The sequence below is a fragment of the Azospira sp. genome, from assembly GCF_030247495.1.
Lineage (GTDB): Bacteria > Pseudomonadota > Gammaproteobacteria > Burkholderiales > Rhodocyclaceae > Azospira > Azospira oryzae.
The window spans coordinates 36725-55019 of record NZ_JAOTRW010000007.1; the positions used below are offsets into that span (position 1 = coordinate 36725).

Genomic DNA, 18295 nt, shown 5'->3' on the forward strand with positions numbered 1-18295 from the left:
TAGTGCCACAGCGGACACAGAGACCAACAGGGGAAACTGTCACGGTTTCACCGTCGTAGCCGTACTACGGCCGCCTACGGTCGCCTACGGCCTTCCTGTCTTTTCTCTGAGATCTCTGTGCCCTCTGTGGCTATAGGTTTCCCATGTGTCTCATCCTCCTCGCCTGGCAGACCCATCCGGATTACCCCCTGGCGGTTTGTGCCAACCGGGATGAATTCCATGCGCGCCCCACCCTGGCCGCCGATTTCTGGAGCGACCAGCCCGGCATCCTGGCCGGAAGGGACCTGCAGGCCGGCGGCACCTGGCTCGGCATTGACCGGCGCCAGCGCTTTGCCGCCGTCACCAACTACCGGGACCCCAAGGCTCCCGAAGGCCAGCGTTCCCGGGGCGACCTGACCCGGGACTATCTGGCCGGCGACCTCTCGCCCCGGGACTTCCTCTCCGGACTGGACGGCGGGGCCTACGGCGGCTTCAACCTGTTTCTCGCCGACCGGGACAGCCTCTGTTACTACTCCAACCGGCAAGGCCGCATCCAAGAACTTCCGCCCGGCATCTACGGCCTTTCCAACCATCTCCTGGAAACCCCCTGGCCCAAGCTGGTGGCGGCCAAGGCCCGTTTCAGCGAGGCCCTGCAGGCCCTGCCGGAGACCGAACCCCTGTTCCATCTGCTGGCAGATCCCACCCGCTGGCCCGACGAGCACCTGCCGGATACGGGCGTCTCCCTGGAATGGGAAAGAATGCTCTCCGCCATCTTCGTCCAGTCACCGGCATACGGCACCCGGGCCTCCACCGTCCTGACGGTGGATCGGCAGGGAGATATCTGCCTGACGGAGCGCAGTTTCAACGCCGCCGGCCCCAGCGGCGAAGTGCAGCGGCGCTTCCAGGCTGACTAGGATGACCCGGGCGCCCTGTTAAGGGGGCCGCCACCGCCGGCTGAAGGCCTTTGGTGGCGCGGCGCCATCCACCGGGCCATCGGCAGGCACGATGGCTATTGCCGATGCCGACGTGCCTCGACATCAAATAAATCGGCATTTTTCCAAGAATCGTTTGACAGCCTCCTGGGGGGTGCGTATAACGGATCGGGCTAAATCTTCAAGTTCCAGATTCAAGTTCATCGTTGTCCCTCTGCATAGTGGTACTCCATTGTTCCATGTAGTCTCCCTTGATTATTGCGCGCCTCGAGCATCTGCTCATTTTTTAAGCTGTTTTTAAGGAATACAAAATGGAAACTGGTACCGTTAAGTGGTTCAACGACGCTAAGGGCTTCGGCTTCATCACCCCGGACAATGGCGGCCCCGATCTGTTCGCCCACTTCTCCGAAATCAAGGCTGACGGCTTCAAGTCCCTGAGCGAAGGCCAGAAGGTGAACTTCGTCGCCGGCCAAGGCCAAAAGGGCCCCCAGGCAACCAACATTCAGCCCCTGTAATCCAAGTTCGCTGAACGGTTGTAAAAAAAGCCCCGCACTGCGGGGCTTTTTTCATGGTGCCGGCCGTGGCACCGCTTTTGGAACTTCCATCTGCACGGCCCCAGTCCCCAAAGCTCAATCCTCGACGATATCCACTTCCGTAAACGCCGGGACCCGCTCGAAAAGATCCACGATGTCCGCATTGCCCATGCGGATGCAGCCGTGGGACGCCGGCGTGCCCAGGGCTGCCTCGTCCGCCGTACCGTGGATGTAGATGTAGCGGGCCATGGTATCCACCGGGCCGAGCCGGTTGAAGCCTGGCTCCCGGCCACAGAGCCAGAGAATGCGGGAGAGAATCCAGTCCCGCTCCGGCGTGGCGGCAGCCAGTTCCGGCGTGCAGATTTCGCCGGTGAAGCGGCGGCCGCGGAATACGGCATGGGTCGGCAGGCCCTCGCCGATCTTGGCCCGCACGTAATGGCGGCCCCGGGGGGTACAGAAGCTGCCGCTCTCCTCCCCCGCGCCCCTGGCCGAGGTGGAGACGGGATAGCCGCGCAGCACCCGGCCCTGGTCGTCCAGCAGTTCCAGGACCTGACGCCCGAGGGAGACGCGCAGTTTCATGCCTTGGCCGCCTTGCGCCGTTCGGCAAAGAAGCGGGAGAGCAGCTGGCCGCATTCGTCGGCCAGGACGCCGCCGACGATTTCCGTGTGGTGGTTGAGCTGGTCCACCGCGAACAGGTCGAGCACGCTGGCGTGCACGCCGGTCTTGGGGTCCCGGGCGCCATAGACCACCCGGGCGATGCGGGAATGCATGATGGCGCCGGCACACATGGCGCAGGGTTCCAGGGTGACGAACAGCTCGCAGCCGGGCAGCCGGTAATTGCCCAGGTTGCGGGCCGCATCCCGCAGGGCCGCCACTTCGGCGTGGGCCGTGGGATCGCTGTCGCCGATGGGCGAATTGAAACCCCGGCCGACGATGACGCCTTCCCGCACGACGACGGCACCCACCGGCACCTCCCCCAGGCAGCCGGCAGCCACGGCCTGGGACAGGGCTTCACGCATGAAAAATTCGTCGGTCATGGGCGGAAAAAGGACGGCAAAGAGGCGAAATAAGGGAAAAAGGTGGCAGACAATCGAAGCAGGCCCATAGTTTACCTCATGGCCTGCGGGCCCAGCGCCTATAATCGCCCCTTCGCCTCATGCTGCCGCCCGTTTCGCCATGCCTGCAAAAGCCAAAGCCACGCCCGCCCCTGCCGCCGCCTCCATGCCGGAAATCCGCCCCGGCCAGTCCCTCGAGCTGCTCAAGGAACTGCACATCCTGACCCGGGACGGCAAGATGAACCAGGACAGCCGGCGCAAGCTGAAGCAGGTCTACCACCTGTACCAGTTCATCGAGCCCCTGCTGCTCGAGCTGCTGCAGGACAAGCCGGAATTCACCCTGGTGGACCACGGCGCCGGCAAGAGCTACCTGGGCTTCATTCTGTACGACCTGTTCTTCAAGTCTGGCGCCCCCCTGGCCCGCATCGTTGGCATCGAGACCCGGGACGAACTGGTGGGCAAATCCCGGGAGCTGGCCCAACGACTGGGCTTTCCCGGCATGGAATTCCACAACCTGTCGGTGGCCGATTCCATCACCTCGCCCCTGCTGCCACCCCGGGTGGACATGGTCACGGCCCTGCATGCCTGCAACACGGCCACGGACGACGCCATCCGCTTCGCCCTGGAAAAACAGGCCCGCTTCATCGTCCTGGTGCCCTGCTGCCAGGCGGAAGTGGCGGCGGTGCTGAACAAGAACAAGGGCAAGTCCCTCGGCCAGACGGTGCTGACGGAAATCTGGCGCCACCCCATCCACACCCGGGAATTCGGCAGCCAGCTGACCAACGTGCTGCGCTGCCTGCAGTTGGAGGCCCACGGCTACCAGGTCCGGGTGACCGAACTGGTGGGCTGGGAGCACTCCATGAAAAACGAGCTGATCATCGCCACCTACAAGAACCTGCCCCGGCGCAAGCCTGCCGAGCGCCTCAACGAACTGCTGCAAAGCCTGGGACTGGAAGAGATGCAGTCCCGCTTCTTCACCGCTGCGCCCGACCGGACGGCGCATTCCGAATCATCAACGTAGCAGACCCGCGAAGGAATCCAGTTGGCCAAAACCAATTTTCAGTTTGAAAAACGCCAGAGGGAATTGGCCAAGAAAAGGAAAAAGGAGGAAAAGCTGCGCCGCAAGCAGGAAGGCCTGCCGGACGACACTCCGGAAAATCAGGAGCCGGCTGAGGGCAGCGAAGGCACCGCCAACGACGACGCCCCGCCTGCCGTGCCCGCCGCCTGATCTGGCTTCACGCCTCCCCAGTCGCCGAACCGTCCGGATTCTTCCGGCGCTTCGGCGATTTGTTTTTGCCCTCCCCCAGGAAGCGGGAGCGCATCAGGCTTTCCTGCCAGATGCCGGCCACGGCGGCGCCGGCGGCGAAGCTACCCTGCAGGTCGCCGCTGGAAACCGCTTGCAGCAGGCCTTCCAGGGCCCGCCCCAGGGCCGCCTGTTCTGCCGCCTGGCGGGCCCGGTAGAGGCGCATGTTCTGCTTCACCTGCTCGCTGCGTTCCGCATAGCGGCTGCGGGGCCGGCCCCGGCTGGGGCGTTGTTCCGGATTGGCGTCGTCCATGGCAGTTAATTTTGATAACGTTATCTAAATTATAGGCGATGGACGCAAAAAAGCCGCCCCGGGGCTTACCCCGGGACGGCCTGGGAGAGACGGGCGCAGACGTCGTCAGCCCAGCACGACCGGCAGCAGGGCCTCCAGCGGCGTGGTGGGACGGCCGATGAGGCGGCTCAGCTGGTGCTGGTCGTCGAACAGGGCTCCCCGGGCCGCAGCGGCATCGGAGTCGGCCAGCAGGGCCGCCAGGGGCGCCGGCAGGCCGGCCTTGAGCAGGGCGGCCTCGAAATCGGCCTGACTCAGATTCACATAGGGCACGGTCTTGCCGCTCAGGCGGGTGATGGCGGCGGCCAGATCGGCCAGGGTGTAGGCCGTGTCCCCGGCCAGTTCATGGACCTTGCCGGCCTGATTGGGCTGGGTGAGGACGGCAGCGGCCGCCTCGGCATAGTCGGCCCGGGCCGCCGAGGCGATGCGCCCCTCGCCGGCGGCGCCGATGTAAGCGCCGTGCTGCAGGGCCGGAGCGACGCTGGCCAGGTAGTTCTCGGTGTACCAGCCGTTGCGCAGGATCACGTGGGGCAGACCGGACTGGCGCAGCAAGGCTTCGCTCTGCCGATGCTCTTCTGCCAGCCCGAGGGGCGAGGTATCGGCATGCAGCAGGCTGGTGTAGGCCAGCAGGCCCACGCCGGCTGCCTGGGCGGCCTCGATGGCATTGCGGTGCTGGGGCAGGCGCTGGCCCACTTCGCTGGAGGAAATGAGCAGCACCTTCTCGGCGCCGGCGAAAGCGGTACGCAGGCTTTCCGGTTGGCTGTAGTCGGCCTGGCGCACGACGATGCCCTGGGCCGCCAGGTCGGCGGCCTTGGCCGGGTTGCGCACGGCGGCGACGATGCGGCTGGCGGGAACCTGCCGTTGCAGCAGGGACTGGATGACCAGGCGGCCCAGTTGGCCGGTGGCACCGGTAACGACGATCATGGATTTGCTCCTTCATCTCTGGTTTCGGGCGGAAAGCATTGGCCACTGGCCACGTCCCGCCCCGGGCTTGGGTTTAGCCAAGGGAAATGGGAGAATAGCAACCATACGAACTAAAAATAAGTACGCACACAAAGGTAAGTACCCATGCCCTCCTCCCCACCCGCCGTTCCGGCCCCCACTCCCGCCGAGACTCCGACCCTGGCCGAACTGATGCGCCGGGGCGACGTCTTTTCCGACCGCTGCCCCTCCCGGGAAGTGCTGCAGCACGTCACCAGCCGCTGGGGCGTGCTGGTGCTGGTGGCCCTGCTGGAAGGCACCCACCGCTTCAGCGACCTGCGGCGCAAGGTGGCCGGCGTCAGCGAACGCATGCTGGCCCAGACCCTGCAATGGCTGGAGGCCGACGGTCTGGTGCGGCGCCAGGCCTTCCCGGTGGTGCCGCCCCATGTGGAATACAGCCTGACGGGCCTGGGCCGGGAGGCCGGGGCGCGGGTCCAGGCCCTGGCGGACTGGATCGAGGGCAATCTGGCGGACATCCTGGCAGCCCGGGAGACGGTGCAGCGGGACAAGTCCGCCAACCGCCCCAAATAAGGGCTCGCGACCATGACCTCCCGCAACTTCCGCCTGCGCCCCATGCAAGGGGCCGACCTGCCCGCCGTGCTGGCGCTCCAGGCCCGGGCCTACGTGCCCTTCTTCCATGAGGACGAAGCCGTCTTCCGCGGCAAGCTGGCGGCTTTTCCGGACTGGTGCTGGGTGGCGCAGATGGCAGACGGCGAACTGGCCGCCTACCTCTTTACCCAGCCCGCCCGCCTGGGCCGTCCGCCCTGTCTGGGCGATGGGGGCGGTAGCCATAAGGACGGTGCCGACACCCTGCACCTGCACGACATGGCCGTCAGCCCCCTGGCCCGGGGGGCAGGACTGGCGGCCCGTATGACGGCCCATGCCCTGGAGGCCGCACAGAAAGCCGAGTTCCGGCATGGCCGCCTGCGGTGGGCCAGCCTGATTGCCGTCCAGGGCTCCGTGCCCTACTGGGCCCGCCACGGCTTCGTTCCCGGGCAGGTAGCGCCCGATCTTTCCTCCTACGGGCCGGGAGCGGCCTACCTGGTCCGCCCCCTGGCTCCCCAGCTGCTGCCCTAGCCCCCCACCACGCCGCCGTCTTCGCGCCGGATCACCACGGTGCCGGAACGGGGCCGGCCAGCGGGCGTTTCCGGGAACTGGCTGTGGGGCCAGTGGGAAATGGCGGTGGCCTTGGCCGGCTCGGAACGTTCGCTGGCCGGCTCCCCCGGGTGCTGGATATTGACGAACAGGGTCCGCCCGTCCGGCGTGCTGGTGATGCCAGTGATCTCGCAGCCCTTGGGCCCGGTAAGGAAGCGCTTGACCTGGCCCGTCGCCACGTCGGCCACCAGCATCTGGTTGTTGCCCAGGCGGGCGTAGTCGCCCTGGTTGAGGACGCTGGTGGAAACGTCGGTCTGGATCCACAGGCGGCCGGCGGCGTCGAACCACAGGCCGTCCGGGCTGCCGAAGGCATCACCCTTGATGTTGCCGCGGCGGGAAGCCTCCGGATGCTGGGGATCGCCGGCCAGGAGGAAAATGTCCCACTCGAAATCCAGGCTGCCAGCATCGTGCCGGCCCTTGGCCGGAGCCTCGCGCCAGCGCACGATGTGGCCGAAGACGTTGTCGGCCCGGGGATTGGCGGCATTGAGCCCGGGCACTTCACTGGTACCGCGCTTGACGTTGTTGGTGAGGGAAACATAGACCTCGCCGCTCTTGGGATGGACGGCGATCCACTCGGGCCGGTCCATTTTGGTGGCGCCCACCTGGTCGGCGGCCTGGCGGGTGCGGATCAGCACCTGGGCCTGGTCGGCAAAGCCGTTTTCCGCCGTGAGGCCGTTTTTGCCGTGCTCAAGGGCCACCCAGCGCCCCTTACCCTCCTCGCCAAACTTGGCCACGTACAGGGTGCCTTCGTCCAGCAGACTGGCGTTGGCGGCCCGGTCGCCGGGCTGGTAGATGCCCCTGGAGACGTACTTGTAGATGTACTCGAAGCGCTCGTCGTCGCCCATGTAGACCACCACTCGACCGTCCGCCGCCAGGGTCACGGTGGCGCCCTCGTGCTTGATGCGGCCCAGGGCGGTGCGCTTGACCGGCGGCTGCATGGGGTTCCACGGATCGATTTCCACCACCCAGCCGAAACGGTGGGGCTCATTGGGGTGCTTGGCGGCGTCGAAGCGCTCGTCGAATTCGTGCCAGCGGTAGCCGGCGGTCTTGTCGTTGATGCCGTAGCGCTTCTCGTCCGGCGTGGCGCTCTTGCCGGTCTTGAAGTAGCCGTTGAAATTCTCTTCGCAGGTCAGGTAGGTACCCCAGGGCGTATGGCCCATGGCGCAGTTGTTGAAGGTGCCGAAGATGAGCCGGCCATGGGGGTCCTGGGCGGTTTTCAGGCCGGCACTGCCGGCAGCCGGGCCGGAGACGGTGATGGCGCTCTGGGCCGTGATGCGGCGGGCGTAGGCGGAAGGCCGCAGCACCTGCCAGCGGCCGCCCTCCTCCTTCACTTCGATGACCGAAACCCCGTGGGCCGCCTGGGACTTGGCCACCTTCTCGGCAGACCAGTCGGCCATGCCGCCGGTGTGGAGCAGGCCATCATCCGTGTATTCGTGGTTGATACACATCAGGCCGTGGGTGGAAGAGAGCTTTCTGCCCTCGACGAAGGGGAAGAAATGCATGCCGTCGTGGTGGCTGCCGGACTGCAGGCCCTGCTCGGCGGCACTGTTGCCCCCATCGGCGCGATAGACCGGGCCGTCTGACACCGGGTCGCCCCAGGCATAGAGCAATTCGGCCCGGTAACCGGCCGGCACCCGTACCTGGTCCAGTTGGGAAACCGGGATGGGATCGAAACCGATGGGCACCTTGGCCGCCCGCCCGGCATCGGAAGCCGCGCTGACGGCTGCTGCCGGCAGGGGCAGGCCGGCCAGGGCTGCGGCTCCCAGGCCGCCGGCCAGCATCTGGCGGCGAGCGGGACTGGCCAGGTCGAGAAGATGGGGATTGGGACTGGCATTGCTGCAACAGGCGTCGTCGAAGTCTTTCATGGGAGCCTCGTGGCGAAAATTGGCCATTGTTCGCGCCCCATGTGACAGAACCATGACAGGTGGAAAGGGGTTGGGGGTGCCAACGGCTCAGGCAAGACTTGCAGGGGGAAGAATAATGCCGGACAATTTTGTGAAATATTTCACACAAGTGATCGCCATGGATCAATTTGAAGCCCGCCGTCGCCGCGAATGGATGCTCATCGGCCTGGTCCTGCTGCTAGCCGTGCTGGCCAACCTGCCCCACGACCTGAGCCAGGCCCTGCATCTCAACACCAACTACCTGGTGGCCGTCCTCGGCCTGATGGTGCTGCTGGCCCTCTTCCTTTACGTCCGCTTCACCTTTTTCCTGCTCTACGCCCTGCTGGTGGTCGGTGCCAACCTGCCGGACCAGTGGGCCGACGGTCTGGGCGTGTCGCGCATGCCCCTGCTCTTCGCCCTCGGCTTCATGGTGGCCGGTTCCCTGGTGAATCAGGTCACCCGCCTGGTGCCGAGCGGCCTGGAACCCAAGCCCAAGGTGAAAAGCAGCGAAGGCACCCGGGCCCTGTGTGGCGCGGTGGAACGAAACAACCTGTCCCTGGCCCGCCGCGTCCTGGCCATGGAGATCGATCCCAATCAGATGGACGAACAGGGCCGTCTGCCCCTGGCGATGGCCGCCATGAACGGCCACCTGCCCCTGGTACAGGTCCTGCTCCAGGCCGGCGCCAATCCGACCCAGGCGGCCGGTGACGGCCAGACCGCCCTGATGCTGGCGCAGCAGCACGGCCATGCCGAAGTTGTGAGTGCCCTGCGGGAGACCTTGAAGGAGCGGCAGGACGACGAAATGCCGCGCCTCAACCCGGATTCGAGCTTCATCCGGACCTGATCCCCAGGACTCGGAATAAAAAAACCGGACTTCGCGTCCGGTTTTTTATTGGGCCAGGCTGCCTGATATCTACCGGCAGAACGGCACACTCACTCCCACTCGATGGTGGCGGGCGGTTTGCCGGAGACGTCGTACACCACCCGGTTGAGGCCGCGGACTTCGTTGATGATGCGGTTGGAGACCTTGCCCAGCAGCTCGTAGGGCAGATGGGCCCAGTGGGCGGTCATGAAGTCGCTGGTGACCACGGCGCGCAGGGCCACCACGTTTTCGTAGGTGCGGCCGTCGCCCATGACGCCCACGCTCTTCACCGGCAGGAAGACGGCGAAGGCCTGGCTGGTCAGGTCGTACCAGCTCTTGCCGATATCGGCCTCGGTGCAGGCGCCGGCGGCCACGTCCCGCTCGGTGGCCAGGGTGGCGCGCAGCTCGTCGATGAAAATGGCGTCGGCCCGCTGCAGCAGCTTGGCGTACTCCTGCTTCACCTCGCCCAGGATGCGCACGCCCAGGCCGGGACCGGGGAAGGGATGGCGGTAGACCATCTCTCGGGGCAAACCCAGGGCCACGCCCAGTTCCCGCACCTCGTCCTTGAACAGCTCGCGCAGGGGTTCCAGCAGCTTGAGGTGCATGTCTTCCGGCAGGCCGCCCACGTTGTGGTGGCTCTTGATGGTGTGGGCGCCCTTCTTGCCCTTGCCGGCGGATTCGATCACGTCCGGGTAGATGGTGCCCTGGGCCAGCCACTTGGCGGCGGAGAGTTTCTTGGACTCAGCCTGGAAGACCTCCACGAATTCCTTGCCGATGATCTTGCGCTTCTGTTCCGGATCGGAAACGCCGGCCAGCTTGCCCATGAAATCGTCCACCGCATCGACGCGGATGACCTTGACGCCCAGGTTGCGGGCGAACATGTCCATCACCATGTCGCCTTCGTTGAGGCGCAGCAGGCCGTGGTCCACAAAGACGCAGGTGAGCTGGTCGCCGATGGCCTTGTGGATTAGGGCGGCGGCCACGCTGGAATCGACGCCGCCGGAGAGGCCCAGGATGACTTCTTCACTGCCCACCTGGGCGCGGATGGCAGCGACGGCCTCGGCGATGTAGTCGCCCATGACCCAGTCGGTGCCGCAACCGCAGATGCCGTGCACAAAGCTTTCCAGGATGGCCCGGCCCTTCACGGTGTGGGTCACTTCCGGATGGAACTGGACGGCGTAGAACTTGCGTTCCTCGTCGGCCATGCCGGCGATGGGACAGGAAGGGGTGGAGGCCATGAGCTTGAAGCCCGGCGGCAGTTCCATGACGGAATCGCCATGGCTCATCCACACCTTGAGCATGCCGTGGCCTTCGGGGGTGGTGAAGTCGGCGATGTCTTTCAGCAGGGCGGTATGGCCGTGGGCGCGGACTTCGGAATAGCCGAATTCCCGGGCCTTGCCGGCGGCTTCGGCGGTCATCACGGTGCCGCCCAGCTGCTGGGCCATGGTCTGCATGCCGTAGCAGATGCCCAGCACGGGGATGCCCAGTTCGAACACCACCTTGGGGGCCCGGGGGGTATCGCCCTCGGTCACGGAGCTGGGGCCACCGGAGAGAATGATGCCCTTGGCGCCGTAGTTGCGGATGAACTCTTCCGACACGTCGTAGGGGTGGATTTCGCAGAAAACCTTGGCCTCCCGCACCCGGCGGGCGATGAGCTGGGTGACCTGGGAACCGAAGTCGAGAATGAGGATTTTCTGGTGGGCCATGATGGGTCTGCTATGTGGGCAATAGGGGCAATGAAGCCGATGCTATGAAAAAGGGCGGCCTAGTTGGAACTGGCCGCCCTTGCTTGGTCCCGGAGGATCAGTCCTGGTGGTAGTTGGGCGCTTCCTTGGTGATCTGCACGTCGTGGACGTGGGATTCCCGGACGCCGGCGGCGGTGATCTCGACAAACTCGGCGGTCTCCCGCATCTGGTCGATGGTGGCACAGCCCACATAGCCCATGGAGGCGCGCAGACCGCCCATCAGCTGGTGGATCACGGCCAGCACGGAACCCTTGTAGGGAACCCGGCCTTCGACGCCTTCCGGCACCAGCTTGTCCACGTTGGCGGTGTTGTCCTGGAAGTAGCGGTCGGAGGAGCCGGCCTGCATGGCGCCCAGGGAGCCCATGCCCCGGTAGGACTTGTAGGAGCGGCCCTGGAACAGTTCCACTTCGCCCGGGGCCTCTTCGGTACCGGCAAACAGGCCGCCCAGCATGACGCAGTTGGCGCCGGCGGCGATGGCCTTGGAGATGTCGCCGGAGAAGCGGATGCCGCCGTCGGCGATCATGGGCACGCCGGTGCCCTTGAGGGCTTCGGCCACGTTGGTGATGGCGGTGATCTGGGGCACGCCGACGCCGGCCACGATACGGGTGGTGCAGATGGAGCCGGGGCCGATGCCGACCTTGACGCCGTCAGCGCCGTGATCGACCAGGGCGCGGGCGGCGGCGGCGGTGGCGATGTTGCCGCCGATCACTTCCACATGGGGGAAGTTCTGCTTGACCCACTTGACCCGGTCCAGCACACCCTGGGAGTGGCCGTGGGCGGTATCCACGATCAGCACGTCCACACCGGCGGCGGCCAGCAGTTCTGCCCGCTCCTCGGTGCCGGCACCGACGCCGATGGCGGCGCCAACGCGCAGGCGACCGGCTTCGTCCTTGTTGGCCAGGGGGTGCTCGGAGGTCTTGAGGATGTCCTTGACGGTGATCAGGCCCTTCAGTTCGAAGTCGTCATTGACCACCAGCACACGCTCGATGCGATGCTCGCGGATCAGTTCCTTGGCCTCTTCGATGCTGGCACCTTCCTTGACCGTGACCAGGCGCTCCTTGGGGGTCATGATCTTGGTCACCGGCTGATCCAGCTTGCCTTCAAACCGCAGGTCCCGGTTGGTGACGATGCCCACAACCTTCTTGCCTTCCAAGACCGGCAGGCCGGAAATCTTGTGCTGGCGGGTCAGGGCCACCACTTCACCGATGGTCATGCTGGGGGTGATGGTGATGGGATCCTTGAGGATGCCGGCTTCGTGGCGCTTGACCTTGGAAACTTCAGCGGCCTGGGCCTTGGCCGAGAGGTTCTTGTGCACAATGCCGATGCCGCCTTCCTGGGCGATGGCGATGGCCAGGCGGGCTTCGGTCACGGTGTCCATGGCGGCGGACACCAGGGGCAGATTCAGGGAAATGTTGCGGGTCAGGCGGGTGGCCAGGCTGACGTCGCGAGGCAGGATGTTGGAATGGGCGGGGACAAGCAGGACGTCGTCGAACGTCAAGGCCTTCTGGATTACACGCATGGCTTTGATCCGGAGTCTCAAAAACGTATTATACGGGACTGGATTACCCTCGGAAAAGAGCCTAGGCATGCCCATCTTCCCATTCCGGCCTGCGACATCCTCCGGCAACCGTCCCCATATTGCCCGAATCGCTGCCATATCCCTGCTTTTCGCAGCCACTTCGGCACTGGCACAAATTTATACCTGGAAGGACGAAAACGGCCGCACCGTCATGTCCGACAAGCCTCCCGTGGGCAAGGTGCAGCAGAAACGGGTGATTGATACGCCTCCTGCCGGCAGTGTCCAGACGCCCCCACCGAAGAGCCTGGCGGAAAAGGAAATGGAATTCCGCCAGCAGCAGAAAATCCGGCAGGACAAGGCGAAAGAGGCTGAAGAGGAGGCTGCCCAGCAGAAGAAGCGCAAGGACAACTGCGATGCAGCCCGCCGCAATCTGGCGCTTTATCAGTCCGGAGAGCGCATCGCCCGCCGCAACGACGCCGGCGAACGGGAAATTCTCGACGACAGCCAGCGGGCTGCGGAAGCAGCCAAGGCACAGCAAGCGGTCAATGAATGGTGCAAATAGCGCTGCAGCAGATCTGATTCGATAAAAAAGGCGGCTTCAAGCCGCCTTTTTCATTCGCCGGAGCCTTCGTCCCCGGCTCCCTTCTTCATCACCTTGCCTTCGGCGGCCCGCTGCTTGCGCACCTCCTTCGGGTCGGCGATGAGGGGGCGGTAGATTTCCACCCGGTCCTTGTCCCGCAGCACCCCGTCGGCCTTGGCCAGCTTGGCGAAGATGCCCAGCTTGTTCTTGGCCAGGTCGATTTCCGGATATTTCTCCAGCAGGCCCGAGGCCTCGATGGCCTGGCGCACGGTGGCGCCCTCCTCCAGCTTGACGGACACCAGGTCCTGCTTGCGCTGCTGGGCGTAGACGACTTCGACGTTGATTTTTTCAGCCATAAATCTGGGCCGCACGTTTGACGAAGGCTTCGACGAACGTATTGGCAATGTGATTGAAGACGGGACCGATCACCTTTTCAAAGAGCTTGCTGGAAAACTCGTAGCTCAGGGTGAATTCGATCTTGCAGGCCTTTTCCGCCAGAGGCTTGAATACCCAGCGCCCCTCGAGGCGGCGGAAGGGACCATCCACCAGGCGGATGTTCATCCACAGGGGAATTTCCTTCTCATTCTCGGTGGTGAAGTGGCTTTTGACGCTGTGATAGTTGATATGCAGGGTCGCCGCCGTCTTCTGCCCGTCGCGGAACTTCAGTTCCGTGGAGCTGCACCAGGGCAGGAACTGGGGATAGTCCTCCACCCGGTCCACCAGATCGAACATCTGCTGGGCCGAAAACTCGATCAATACTGATTTTTCCACCAGGGCCATGGGCGGCCTTTTTCTCGGAATCCTTGTAGAATGGCGCATTTTAGCGGAAAGCCCGGCCCAATGAGCATCACCACCAACAAGAAAGCCTTTCACGACTACTTCGTCGAGGAGAAGATCGAAGCCGGTCTCGCCCTCGAAGGGTGGGAAGTGAAGGCCATTCGTGCCGGACGGGTGAATCTCAAGGAATCCTACGTCGTCATCAAGAACGGCGAAATCTGGCTGCTGGGCATGCATTTGACGCCCCTCTACACCGCCTCCACCCACGTCCATCCCGAAGCCACCCGCACCCGCAAGCTGCTCTTGCACCGGGAGCAGATCGACAAGCTCATCGGCAAGGTGGAACGGGCCGGCTTCACCCTCGTCCCCCTGGACCTGCACTACACCCGGGGCCGGGTAAAGGTGGAAGTGGGCCTGGCCAAGGGCAAGAAGATGCACGACAAGCGGGAAACCGAGAAGCAGCGTGACTGGGACCGGGAAAAGCAGCGCCTGATGCGGGTCAAGGTCTGATGCTGCTGGCCGATCTGCTCTACTGGGTCGGCCTGGTGGCCGTGGCGGTTGGTGCCGCCACCGGCGTCTTTGAAGCCGAACGCAAGGGCATGGACCTGGTCGGCACGGTCATGGTGGCGGTGGCCACGGGCCTGGGCGGCGGCACGGTACGGGACCTGCTGCTGGACCGCAATGTCTTCTGGGTGGTGGACCAGACCTACCTGATCACCGCCTTCGCCACCGGCATTCTCACCTTTTTCATCGTCCGCCGGCGTCCCATCTCCCCTCGCCTTTTCCTCTATCCGGATGCCCTGGCCCTGGCCCTGTTTGCCGTCCTCGGCACCCAGGCCGCCCTGCACTGGCATGCACCCTGGCTGGTGGCCAGCCTCATGGGCGTCATCACCGGGGTGTTCGGCGGCGTGCTGCGGGACATCTTCTGCAACCAGGTGCCCCTGATCTTCCTCCCCGGCGAACTCTACGCCTCGGCCGCCCTGGCCGGCTGCCTGCTGCTGATCGGCCTGCAGGCCCTCGGCGTTTCCCCGGTCTGGGCCGCCTGGCTGGCGGCGGCGCTGATCTTCGGCCTGCGCTGGGCCGCCATCGTCTTCAAGATTTCCCTGCCCACCTTCAAGGCCCGGACCTAGCCGCCGGCCGCGGCGGCAGGCCATTTCCAGCCGCGACAGCACCTCCGCTGCGAGCAAGAACAGATAAGCCTTTCCGGGCTCCCTATCCCGAACACCGCGCTCCTCCTGCCCTCCATGGCATGCCATGAAAAAAGGCGCCGAGTTGTGCACTCGGCGCCTTTTCCGGAGTCGTCAGGGAGACGGGGCTCCCTTTGCCTTTAGCTGGCCTTGTGGGCGCCCAGGCGGGTCCAGGTGTCCACCACCGTATCCGGATTGAGGGAGATGGAGGAGATGCCCTGGTCCATCAGCCACTCGGCCAGATCCGGATGGTCGGAGGGGCCCTGGCCGCAAATACCGACGTACTTGCCCTTCTTGTTGGCGGAGGCGATGGCCATGGCCAGCAGGGTCTTGACCGCCGGGTCCCGCTCGTCGAAGAGGGAAGCCACCAGACCGGAGTCACGATCCAGGCCCAGGGTCAGCTGGGTCAGGTCGTTGGAGCCGATGGAGAAGCCGTCGAACACTTCCAGGAACTGGTCGGCCAGCAGGGCGTTGGAGGGAATCTCGCACATCATGATCAGTTTGAGATTGTTCTCGCCCTGCTTGAGGCCATGTTCGGCCAGCAGGCTGACCACACCCTTGCCTTCATCGACGGTGCGCACGAAGGGCACCATCAGTTCCACGTTGGTCAGGCCCATTTCTTCGCGGACCTTTTTCATGGCCCGGCATTCCATCTCGAAACAGTCGCGGAAGGTGCTGGCGATGTAGCGGGAGGCGCCGCGGAAGCCCAGCATGGGGTTTTCTTCCTCGGGCTCGTAGAGGTCGCCGCCCAGCAGCTTGCGGTACTCGTTGGACTTGAAGTCGGAGAGACGCACGATGACGGGCTTGGGCCAGAAGGCGGCGGCGATGGTGGACACACCCTCGGCCAGCTTCTCGACGAAGAATTCCACCGGATTGGCGTAACCCCGGGCGCGACGCAGGATCTCTTCCCGCTTGGAGGCGGGCAGACGGTCGATTTCCAGGATGGCCTTGGGGTGGATGCCGATGACGTTGTTGATGACGAACTCGACCCGGGCCAGGCCGACGCCGGCGTTGGGCAGCTGGGAGAACTCGAAGGCCAGCTCCGGGTTGCCCACGTTCATCATGATCTTGGTCTTGATCTCGGGCATGGCGCCCAGGTCGCGGGAGGTGACCTCGAAGTCCAGCTTGCCGCGATAGACGTGACCGGTGTCGCCTTCGGTGCAGGAGACGGTGACCACTTCGCCTTCGGCCAGGGTCTCGGTGGCGTCACCGCAACCGACGATGGCGGGGATGCCCAGTTCCCGGGCGATGATGGCGGCGTGGCAGGTACGGCCACCACGGTTGGTGACGATGGCGGAAGCCCGCTTCATCACCGGCTCCCAGTTGGGATCGGTCATGTCGGCCACCAGCACGTCGCCGGGCTTGACCTGGTCCATCTCGGAAGGATCGTGCACCACGCGCACCGGGCCGACGCCGATCTTCTGGCCGATGGCGCGGCCGGAGGCCAGCACCTTGGAGAAGGACTTGAGCTTGAACTTCTCGACGCGGCCATGGCCTTCTTGGGACTTCACAGTCTCGGGACGGGCCTGCAGGATGTACAGCTTGCCGTCCACGCCATCCTTGCCCCACTCGATGTCCATGGGACGCTGGTAGTGCTTTTCGATGATCATGGCGTAGCGGGCCAGCTCTTCCACTTCGGCATCGTTGATGGCGAAACGGTGACGCTCGGCCTCGGCCACGTCCTCGGTGATGGTGGACTTGCCGGCCACCTTCTCGGCGGAGAAGGTCATCTTGATCAGCTTGGAACCCAGGTTGCGGCGGATCACGGCCTTCTTGCCGGCGGCCAGCATGGGCTTGTGCACGTAGAACTCGTCCGGGTTCACGGCGCCCTGCACCACGGTCTCGCCCAGGCCATAGGAGGCGGTGACGAAGACGGCGTCGCGGAAGCCGGATTCGGTATCCAGGGTGAACATCACGCCGGCGGCACCCTTGTCGGAACGCACCATGCGCTGCACGCCGGCGGACAGGGCCACCTCGGCGTGGGTGAAGCCCTTGTGCACGCGGTAGGAGATGGCGCGGTCGTTATAGAGGGAGGCGAACACTTCCTTCATGGCGTGAAGGATGTTGTCGAAGCCGTGGATGTTGAGGAAGGTTTCCTGCTGGCCGGCGAAGGAAGCGTCGGGCAGGTCCTCGGCGGTGGCGGAGGAGCGCACGGCGAAGGAGGCGTCGGCGGTGGAATCGACGATCAGGGCGTCGTAGTGGGCCTTGATCTCGTTCTGCAGCTGGGCCGGGAACGGGGTGTCGATGATCCACTGGCGGATCTTGGCACCGGCAGCCAGCAGGGCATTGACGTTGTCCACGTCCAGGTTGGAGAGTTCAGCCTCGATGCGGGCGGCCAGGCCTTCATGGGCCAGGAACTCCCGATAGGCATGGGCCGTGGTGGCGAAACCGCCGGGAACCCGCACACCGGTATTGGCCAGCTGGCTGATCATTTCGCCGAGAGAGGCGTTCTTGCCGCCGACACGGTCCACATCTGTCATGCGCAGCTGGTCGAAACCGATTACATAATCGCTCATGAAGTCCTCTGAAGATTGTTTCAAAATCGGGAAACCGCTATTTTAGCGCCTTCCACAACACTTGACCCGCCGATTAGGGAAATCCATGACTCAAGCGCCGTCCCATCTCCCCTCCCGCACCATCTTCTTCATCTCCGATGGCACGGGCATCACCGCTGAAACCCTGGGACACAGCCTGCTCACCCAATTCGAGGGTGTGCGCCTGAAGATGGTGCGGATTCCCTTCGTCAATTCCACGGACAAGGCCCGGGAATGCCTGGAACGCCTGAAGGAGGCGACCATCCTGGACGGCGCCCGGCCCATCGTCTTCTCCACCCTCATCGACCGGGACCTGAACCGCATCCTGAGCGAGGCCAACGTCCTCTGCCTCAATTTCTTCGACACCTTCATCGTGCCCCTGGAGGCGGAGCTGGGCGTCAAGTCCACCCACACCATCGGCCGCACCCACGGCTCCATCGACACCAACGACTACAAGCAGCGCATCGAGGCCATCAACTACACCCTGTCCCACGACGACGGCGTCACCAACCAGGGGCTGGAGCAGGCCGATGTCATTCTCGTCGGCGTCTCCCGCTGCGGCAAGACGCCCACCAGCCTCTACCTGGCCATGCAGTTCGGGGTCAAGGCCGCCAACTTCCCCCTCATTCCGGAAGACTTCGAGCGCATGAAAATGCCCGACAGCCTGGTCAAGCACCGGGAGAAGCTTTTCGGCCTCACCATCCAGCCCGAGCGTCTCAACCAGATCCGCAGCGAGCGGCGCCCCAACAGCAAGTACGCCTCCCTGGAAAACTGCCGCTACGAGGTCAAGGAGGCGGAGAAGATGATGCGCCAGCACGACATCCGCTGGCTCGATTCCTCCACCAAGTCCATCGAGGAAATCTCCACCACCATCATGCAGGAAGTGAAGCTGGAACGGCTGAGCTTCTAAACCCGTCGCCCTACAAGGCAGCAGGGGCGCCATTCTCCAGCCATAGGCCGGGAAGAATGGCGCCCCTGCTG

The 18295-nt window shown here is 64.6% G+C and carries 21 protein-coding genes; 11 read left to right on the forward strand and 10 right to left on the reverse strand.

Annotated elements, in window-relative coordinates:
* Window positions 1-143 precede the first annotated feature (143 nt).
* Together OEL49_RS11435 and OEL49_RS11440 are read left to right on the forward strand one after the other, a co-directional pair.
* Window positions 144-893 (forward strand): NRDE family protein, encoded by a 750-nt coding sequence (locus tag OEL49_RS11435; protein WP_287874726.1) that lies wholly within the window; start codon window positions 144-146, stop codon window positions 891-893.
* A 329-nt stretch (window positions 894-1222) separates the two neighbouring features.
* Entirely contained in the window at window positions 1223-1426 is a 204-nt protein-coding gene (locus tag OEL49_RS11440) for a cold-shock protein (protein ID WP_014237690.1), read from the forward strand.
* Between the two features lie 114 nt (window positions 1427-1540).
* Here OEL49_RS11440 and OEL49_RS11445 read toward each other — a convergent pair whose 3' ends face one another.
* A complete protein-coding gene (locus OEL49_RS11445) occupies window positions 1541-2023 on the reverse strand; it encodes a L,D-transpeptidase (protein WP_287874727.1) in 483 nt (160 codons plus the stop codon).
* Window positions 2020-2481 carry a tRNA adenosine(34) deaminase TadA gene (tadA, locus tag OEL49_RS11450; protein WP_014237692.1) on the reverse strand — a complete coding sequence of 154 codons (462 nt, stop codon included), beginning with the start codon at window positions 2479-2481 and terminating at the stop codon, window positions 2020-2022. The genes OEL49_RS11445 and tadA overlap by 4 nt, the downstream gene beginning before the upstream one ends.
* 139 nt (window positions 2482-2620) lie before the next feature.
* On the opposite strand from tadA, the gene OEL49_RS11455 reads away from it, so the two are divergent.
* Entirely contained in the window at window positions 2621-3520 is a 900-nt protein-coding gene (locus OEL49_RS11455; protein ID WP_287874728.1) for a class I SAM-dependent methyltransferase, read from the forward strand.
* A gap of 63 nt (window positions 3521-3583) precedes the next feature.
* Window positions 3584-3727, forward strand: coding sequence for a hypothetical protein (locus OEL49_RS11460; protein ID WP_235832400.1), 144 nt, complete (start codon window positions 3584-3586; stop codon window positions 3725-3727).
* A gap of 7 nt (window positions 3728-3734) precedes the next feature.
* On the opposite strand, the gene OEL49_RS11465 is transcribed toward OEL49_RS11460, so the two are convergent.
* Window positions 3735-4055 (reverse strand): hypothetical protein, encoded by a 321-nt coding sequence (locus OEL49_RS11465; protein ID WP_130458536.1) that lies wholly within the window; start codon window positions 4053-4055, stop codon window positions 3735-3737.
* Between the two features lie 105 nt (window positions 4056-4160).
* Window positions 4161-5015: an SDR family oxidoreductase gene (locus OEL49_RS11470; protein WP_287874729.1), complete on the reverse strand. Its 855-nt coding sequence runs from the start codon at window positions 5013-5015 to the stop codon at window positions 4161-4163.
* Window positions 5016-5159: 144 nt separating this feature from the next.
* Here OEL49_RS11470 and OEL49_RS11475 point away from each other — a divergent pair, with 144 nt between their 5' ends.
* Both OEL49_RS11475 and OEL49_RS11480 read left to right on the forward strand, forming a co-directional pair.
* Window positions 5160-5603: a winged helix-turn-helix transcriptional regulator gene (locus OEL49_RS11475; protein ID WP_287874730.1), complete on the forward strand. Its 444-nt coding sequence runs from the start codon at window positions 5160-5162 to the stop codon at window positions 5601-5603.
* A gap of 12 nt (window positions 5604-5615) precedes the next feature.
* A complete protein-coding gene (locus tag OEL49_RS11480) occupies window positions 5616-6149 on the forward strand; it encodes a GNAT family N-acetyltransferase (RefSeq protein ID WP_287874731.1) in 534 nt (177 codons plus the stop codon).
* Here OEL49_RS11480 and OEL49_RS11485 read toward each other — a convergent pair.
* Window positions 6146-8092 (reverse strand): PhoX family protein, encoded by a 1947-nt coding sequence (locus tag OEL49_RS11485; protein WP_287874732.1) that lies wholly within the window; start codon window positions 8090-8092, stop codon window positions 6146-6148. The two genes, OEL49_RS11480 and OEL49_RS11485, sit on opposite strands and share 4 nt — an antisense overlap.
* Before the next feature lie 157 nt (window positions 8093-8249).
* On the opposite strand from OEL49_RS11485, the gene OEL49_RS11490 reads away from it, so the two are divergent.
* Entirely contained in the window at window positions 8250-8954 is a 705-nt protein-coding gene (locus OEL49_RS11490) for an ankyrin repeat domain-containing protein (RefSeq protein WP_287874733.1), read from the forward strand.
* Between the two features lie 89 nt (window positions 8955-9043).
* Here the strand turns inward: OEL49_RS11490 and guaA are convergent, their stop codons facing one another.
* Together guaA and guaB are read right to left on the reverse strand one after the other, a co-directional pair.
* Window positions 9044-10678: a glutamine-hydrolyzing GMP synthase gene (gene guaA, locus OEL49_RS11495; RefSeq protein WP_014237701.1), complete on the reverse strand. Its 1635-nt coding sequence runs from the start codon at window positions 10676-10678 to the stop codon at window positions 9044-9046.
* Window positions 10679-10775: 97 nt separating this feature from the next.
* The gene (guaB, locus tag OEL49_RS11500) at window positions 10776-12236 is read right to left on the reverse strand and encodes an IMP dehydrogenase (protein WP_014237702.1); all 1461 of its coding nucleotides are present in this window, start codon (window positions 12234-12236) and stop codon (window positions 10776-10778) included.
* Here guaB and OEL49_RS11505 point away from each other — a divergent pair.
* Window positions 12235-12798 (forward strand): DUF4124 domain-containing protein, encoded by a 564-nt coding sequence (locus tag OEL49_RS11505; RefSeq protein ID WP_287874734.1) that lies wholly within the window; start codon window positions 12235-12237, stop codon window positions 12796-12798. The two genes, guaB and OEL49_RS11505, sit on opposite strands and share 2 nt — an antisense overlap.
* Before the next feature lie 50 nt (window positions 12799-12848).
* Here OEL49_RS11505 and OEL49_RS11510 read toward each other — a convergent pair whose 3' ends face one another.
* On the reverse strand, window positions 12849-13172 hold the full coding sequence (locus OEL49_RS11510) for an RnfH family protein (RefSeq protein WP_014237704.1): 324 nt from the start codon (window positions 13170-13172) through the stop codon (window positions 12849-12851).
* Window positions 13165-13596 carry a type II toxin-antitoxin system RatA family toxin gene (locus tag OEL49_RS11515; protein ID WP_014237705.1) on the reverse strand — a complete coding sequence of 144 codons (432 nt, stop codon included), beginning with the start codon at window positions 13594-13596 and terminating at the stop codon, window positions 13165-13167. The genes OEL49_RS11510 and OEL49_RS11515 overlap by 8 nt, the downstream gene beginning before the upstream one ends.
* Window positions 13597-13656: 60 nt before the next feature.
* Here OEL49_RS11515 and smpB point away from each other — a divergent pair, with 60 nt between their 5' ends.
* Together smpB and OEL49_RS11525 are read left to right on the forward strand one after the other, a co-directional pair.
* Window positions 13657-14103, forward strand: coding sequence for an SsrA-binding protein SmpB (gene smpB, locus OEL49_RS11520; RefSeq protein ID WP_014237706.1), 447 nt, complete (start codon window positions 13657-13659; stop codon window positions 14101-14103).
* Window positions 14103-14723, forward strand: coding sequence for a trimeric intracellular cation channel family protein (locus OEL49_RS11525; protein WP_014237707.1), 621 nt, complete (start codon window positions 14103-14105; stop codon window positions 14721-14723). The genes smpB and OEL49_RS11525 overlap by 1 nt, the downstream gene beginning before the upstream one ends.
* A gap of 197 nt (window positions 14724-14920) precedes the next feature.
* Here the strand turns inward: OEL49_RS11525 and ppsA are convergent, their stop codons facing one another.
* Window positions 14921-17296: a phosphoenolpyruvate synthase gene (gene ppsA, locus OEL49_RS11530; RefSeq protein ID WP_287874735.1), complete on the reverse strand. Its 2376-nt coding sequence runs from the start codon at window positions 17294-17296 to the stop codon at window positions 14921-14923.
* Between the two features lie 85 nt (window positions 17297-17381).
* Between ppsA and ppsR the strand changes: the two genes are divergently transcribed.
* Window positions 17382-18224: a posphoenolpyruvate synthetase regulatory kinase/phosphorylase PpsR gene (gene ppsR, locus OEL49_RS11535; RefSeq protein ID WP_014237709.1), complete on the forward strand. Its 843-nt coding sequence runs from the start codon at window positions 17382-17384 to the stop codon at window positions 18222-18224.
* Window positions 18225-18295 lie beyond the last annotated feature (71 nt).

Bases quoted from the DNA above. Each gene is read 5' to 3' on its own strand.
- OEL49_RS11435 (WP_287874726.1), top strand. From the start codon at position 144: ATGTGTCTCATCCTCCTCGCCTGGCAGACCCATCCGGATTACCCCCTG.
- OEL49_RS11440 (WP_014237690.1), top strand. From the start codon at position 1,223: ATGGAAACTGGTACCGTTAAGTGGTTCAACGACGCTAAGGGCTTCGGC.
- OEL49_RS11445 (WP_287874727.1), bottom strand. From the start codon at position 2,023: ATGAAACTGCGCGTCTCCCTCGGGCGTCAGGTCCTGGAACTGCTGGAC.
- tadA (WP_014237692.1), bottom strand. From the start codon at position 2,481: ATGACCGACGAATTTTTCATGCGTGAAGCCCTGTCCCAGGCCGTGGCT.
- OEL49_RS11455 (WP_287874728.1), top strand. From the start codon at position 2,621: ATGCCTGCAAAAGCCAAAGCCACGCCCGCCCCTGCCGCCGCCTCCATG.
- OEL49_RS11465 (WP_130458536.1), bottom strand. From the start codon at position 4,055: ATGGACGACGCCAATCCGGAACAACGCCCCAGCCGGGGCCGGCCCCGC.
- OEL49_RS11470 (WP_287874729.1), bottom strand. From the start codon at position 5,015: ATGATCGTCGTTACCGGTGCCACCGGCCAACTGGGCCGCCTGGTCATC.
- OEL49_RS11475 (WP_287874730.1), top strand. From the start codon at position 5,160: ATGCCCTCCTCCCCACCCGCCGTTCCGGCCCCCACTCCCGCCGAGACT.
- OEL49_RS11480 (WP_287874731.1), top strand. From the start codon at position 5,616: ATGACCTCCCGCAACTTCCGCCTGCGCCCCATGCAAGGGGCCGACCTG.
- OEL49_RS11485 (WP_287874732.1), bottom strand. From the start codon at position 8,092: ATGAAAGACTTCGACGACGCCTGTTGCAGCAATGCCAGTCCCAATCCC.
- OEL49_RS11490 (WP_287874733.1), top strand. From the start codon at position 8,250: ATGGATCAATTTGAAGCCCGCCGTCGCCGCGAATGGATGCTCATCGGC.
- guaA (WP_014237701.1), bottom strand. From the start codon at position 10,678: ATGGCCCACCAGAAAATCCTCATTCTCGACTTCGGTTCCCAGGTCACC.
- OEL49_RS11505 (WP_287874734.1), top strand. From the start codon at position 12,235: ATGGCTTTGATCCGGAGTCTCAAAAACGTATTATACGGGACTGGATTA.
- guaB (WP_014237702.1), bottom strand. From the start codon at position 12,236: ATGCGTGTAATCCAGAAGGCCTTGACGTTCGACGACGTCCTGCTTGTC.
- OEL49_RS11510 (WP_014237704.1), bottom strand. From the start codon at position 13,172: ATGGCTGAAAAAATCAACGTCGAAGTCGTCTACGCCCAGCAGCGCAAG.
- OEL49_RS11515 (WP_014237705.1), bottom strand. From the start codon at position 13,596: ATGGCCCTGGTGGAAAAATCAGTATTGATCGAGTTTTCGGCCCAGCAG.
- smpB (WP_014237706.1), top strand. From the start codon at position 13,657: ATGAGCATCACCACCAACAAGAAAGCCTTTCACGACTACTTCGTCGAG.
- OEL49_RS11525 (WP_014237707.1), top strand. From the start codon at position 14,103: ATGCTGCTGGCCGATCTGCTCTACTGGGTCGGCCTGGTGGCCGTGGCG.
- ppsA (WP_287874735.1), bottom strand. From the start codon at position 17,296: ATGAGCGATTATGTAATCGGTTTCGACCAGCTGCGCATGACAGATGTG.
- ppsR (WP_014237709.1), top strand. From the start codon at position 17,382: ATGACTCAAGCGCCGTCCCATCTCCCCTCCCGCACCATCTTCTTCATC.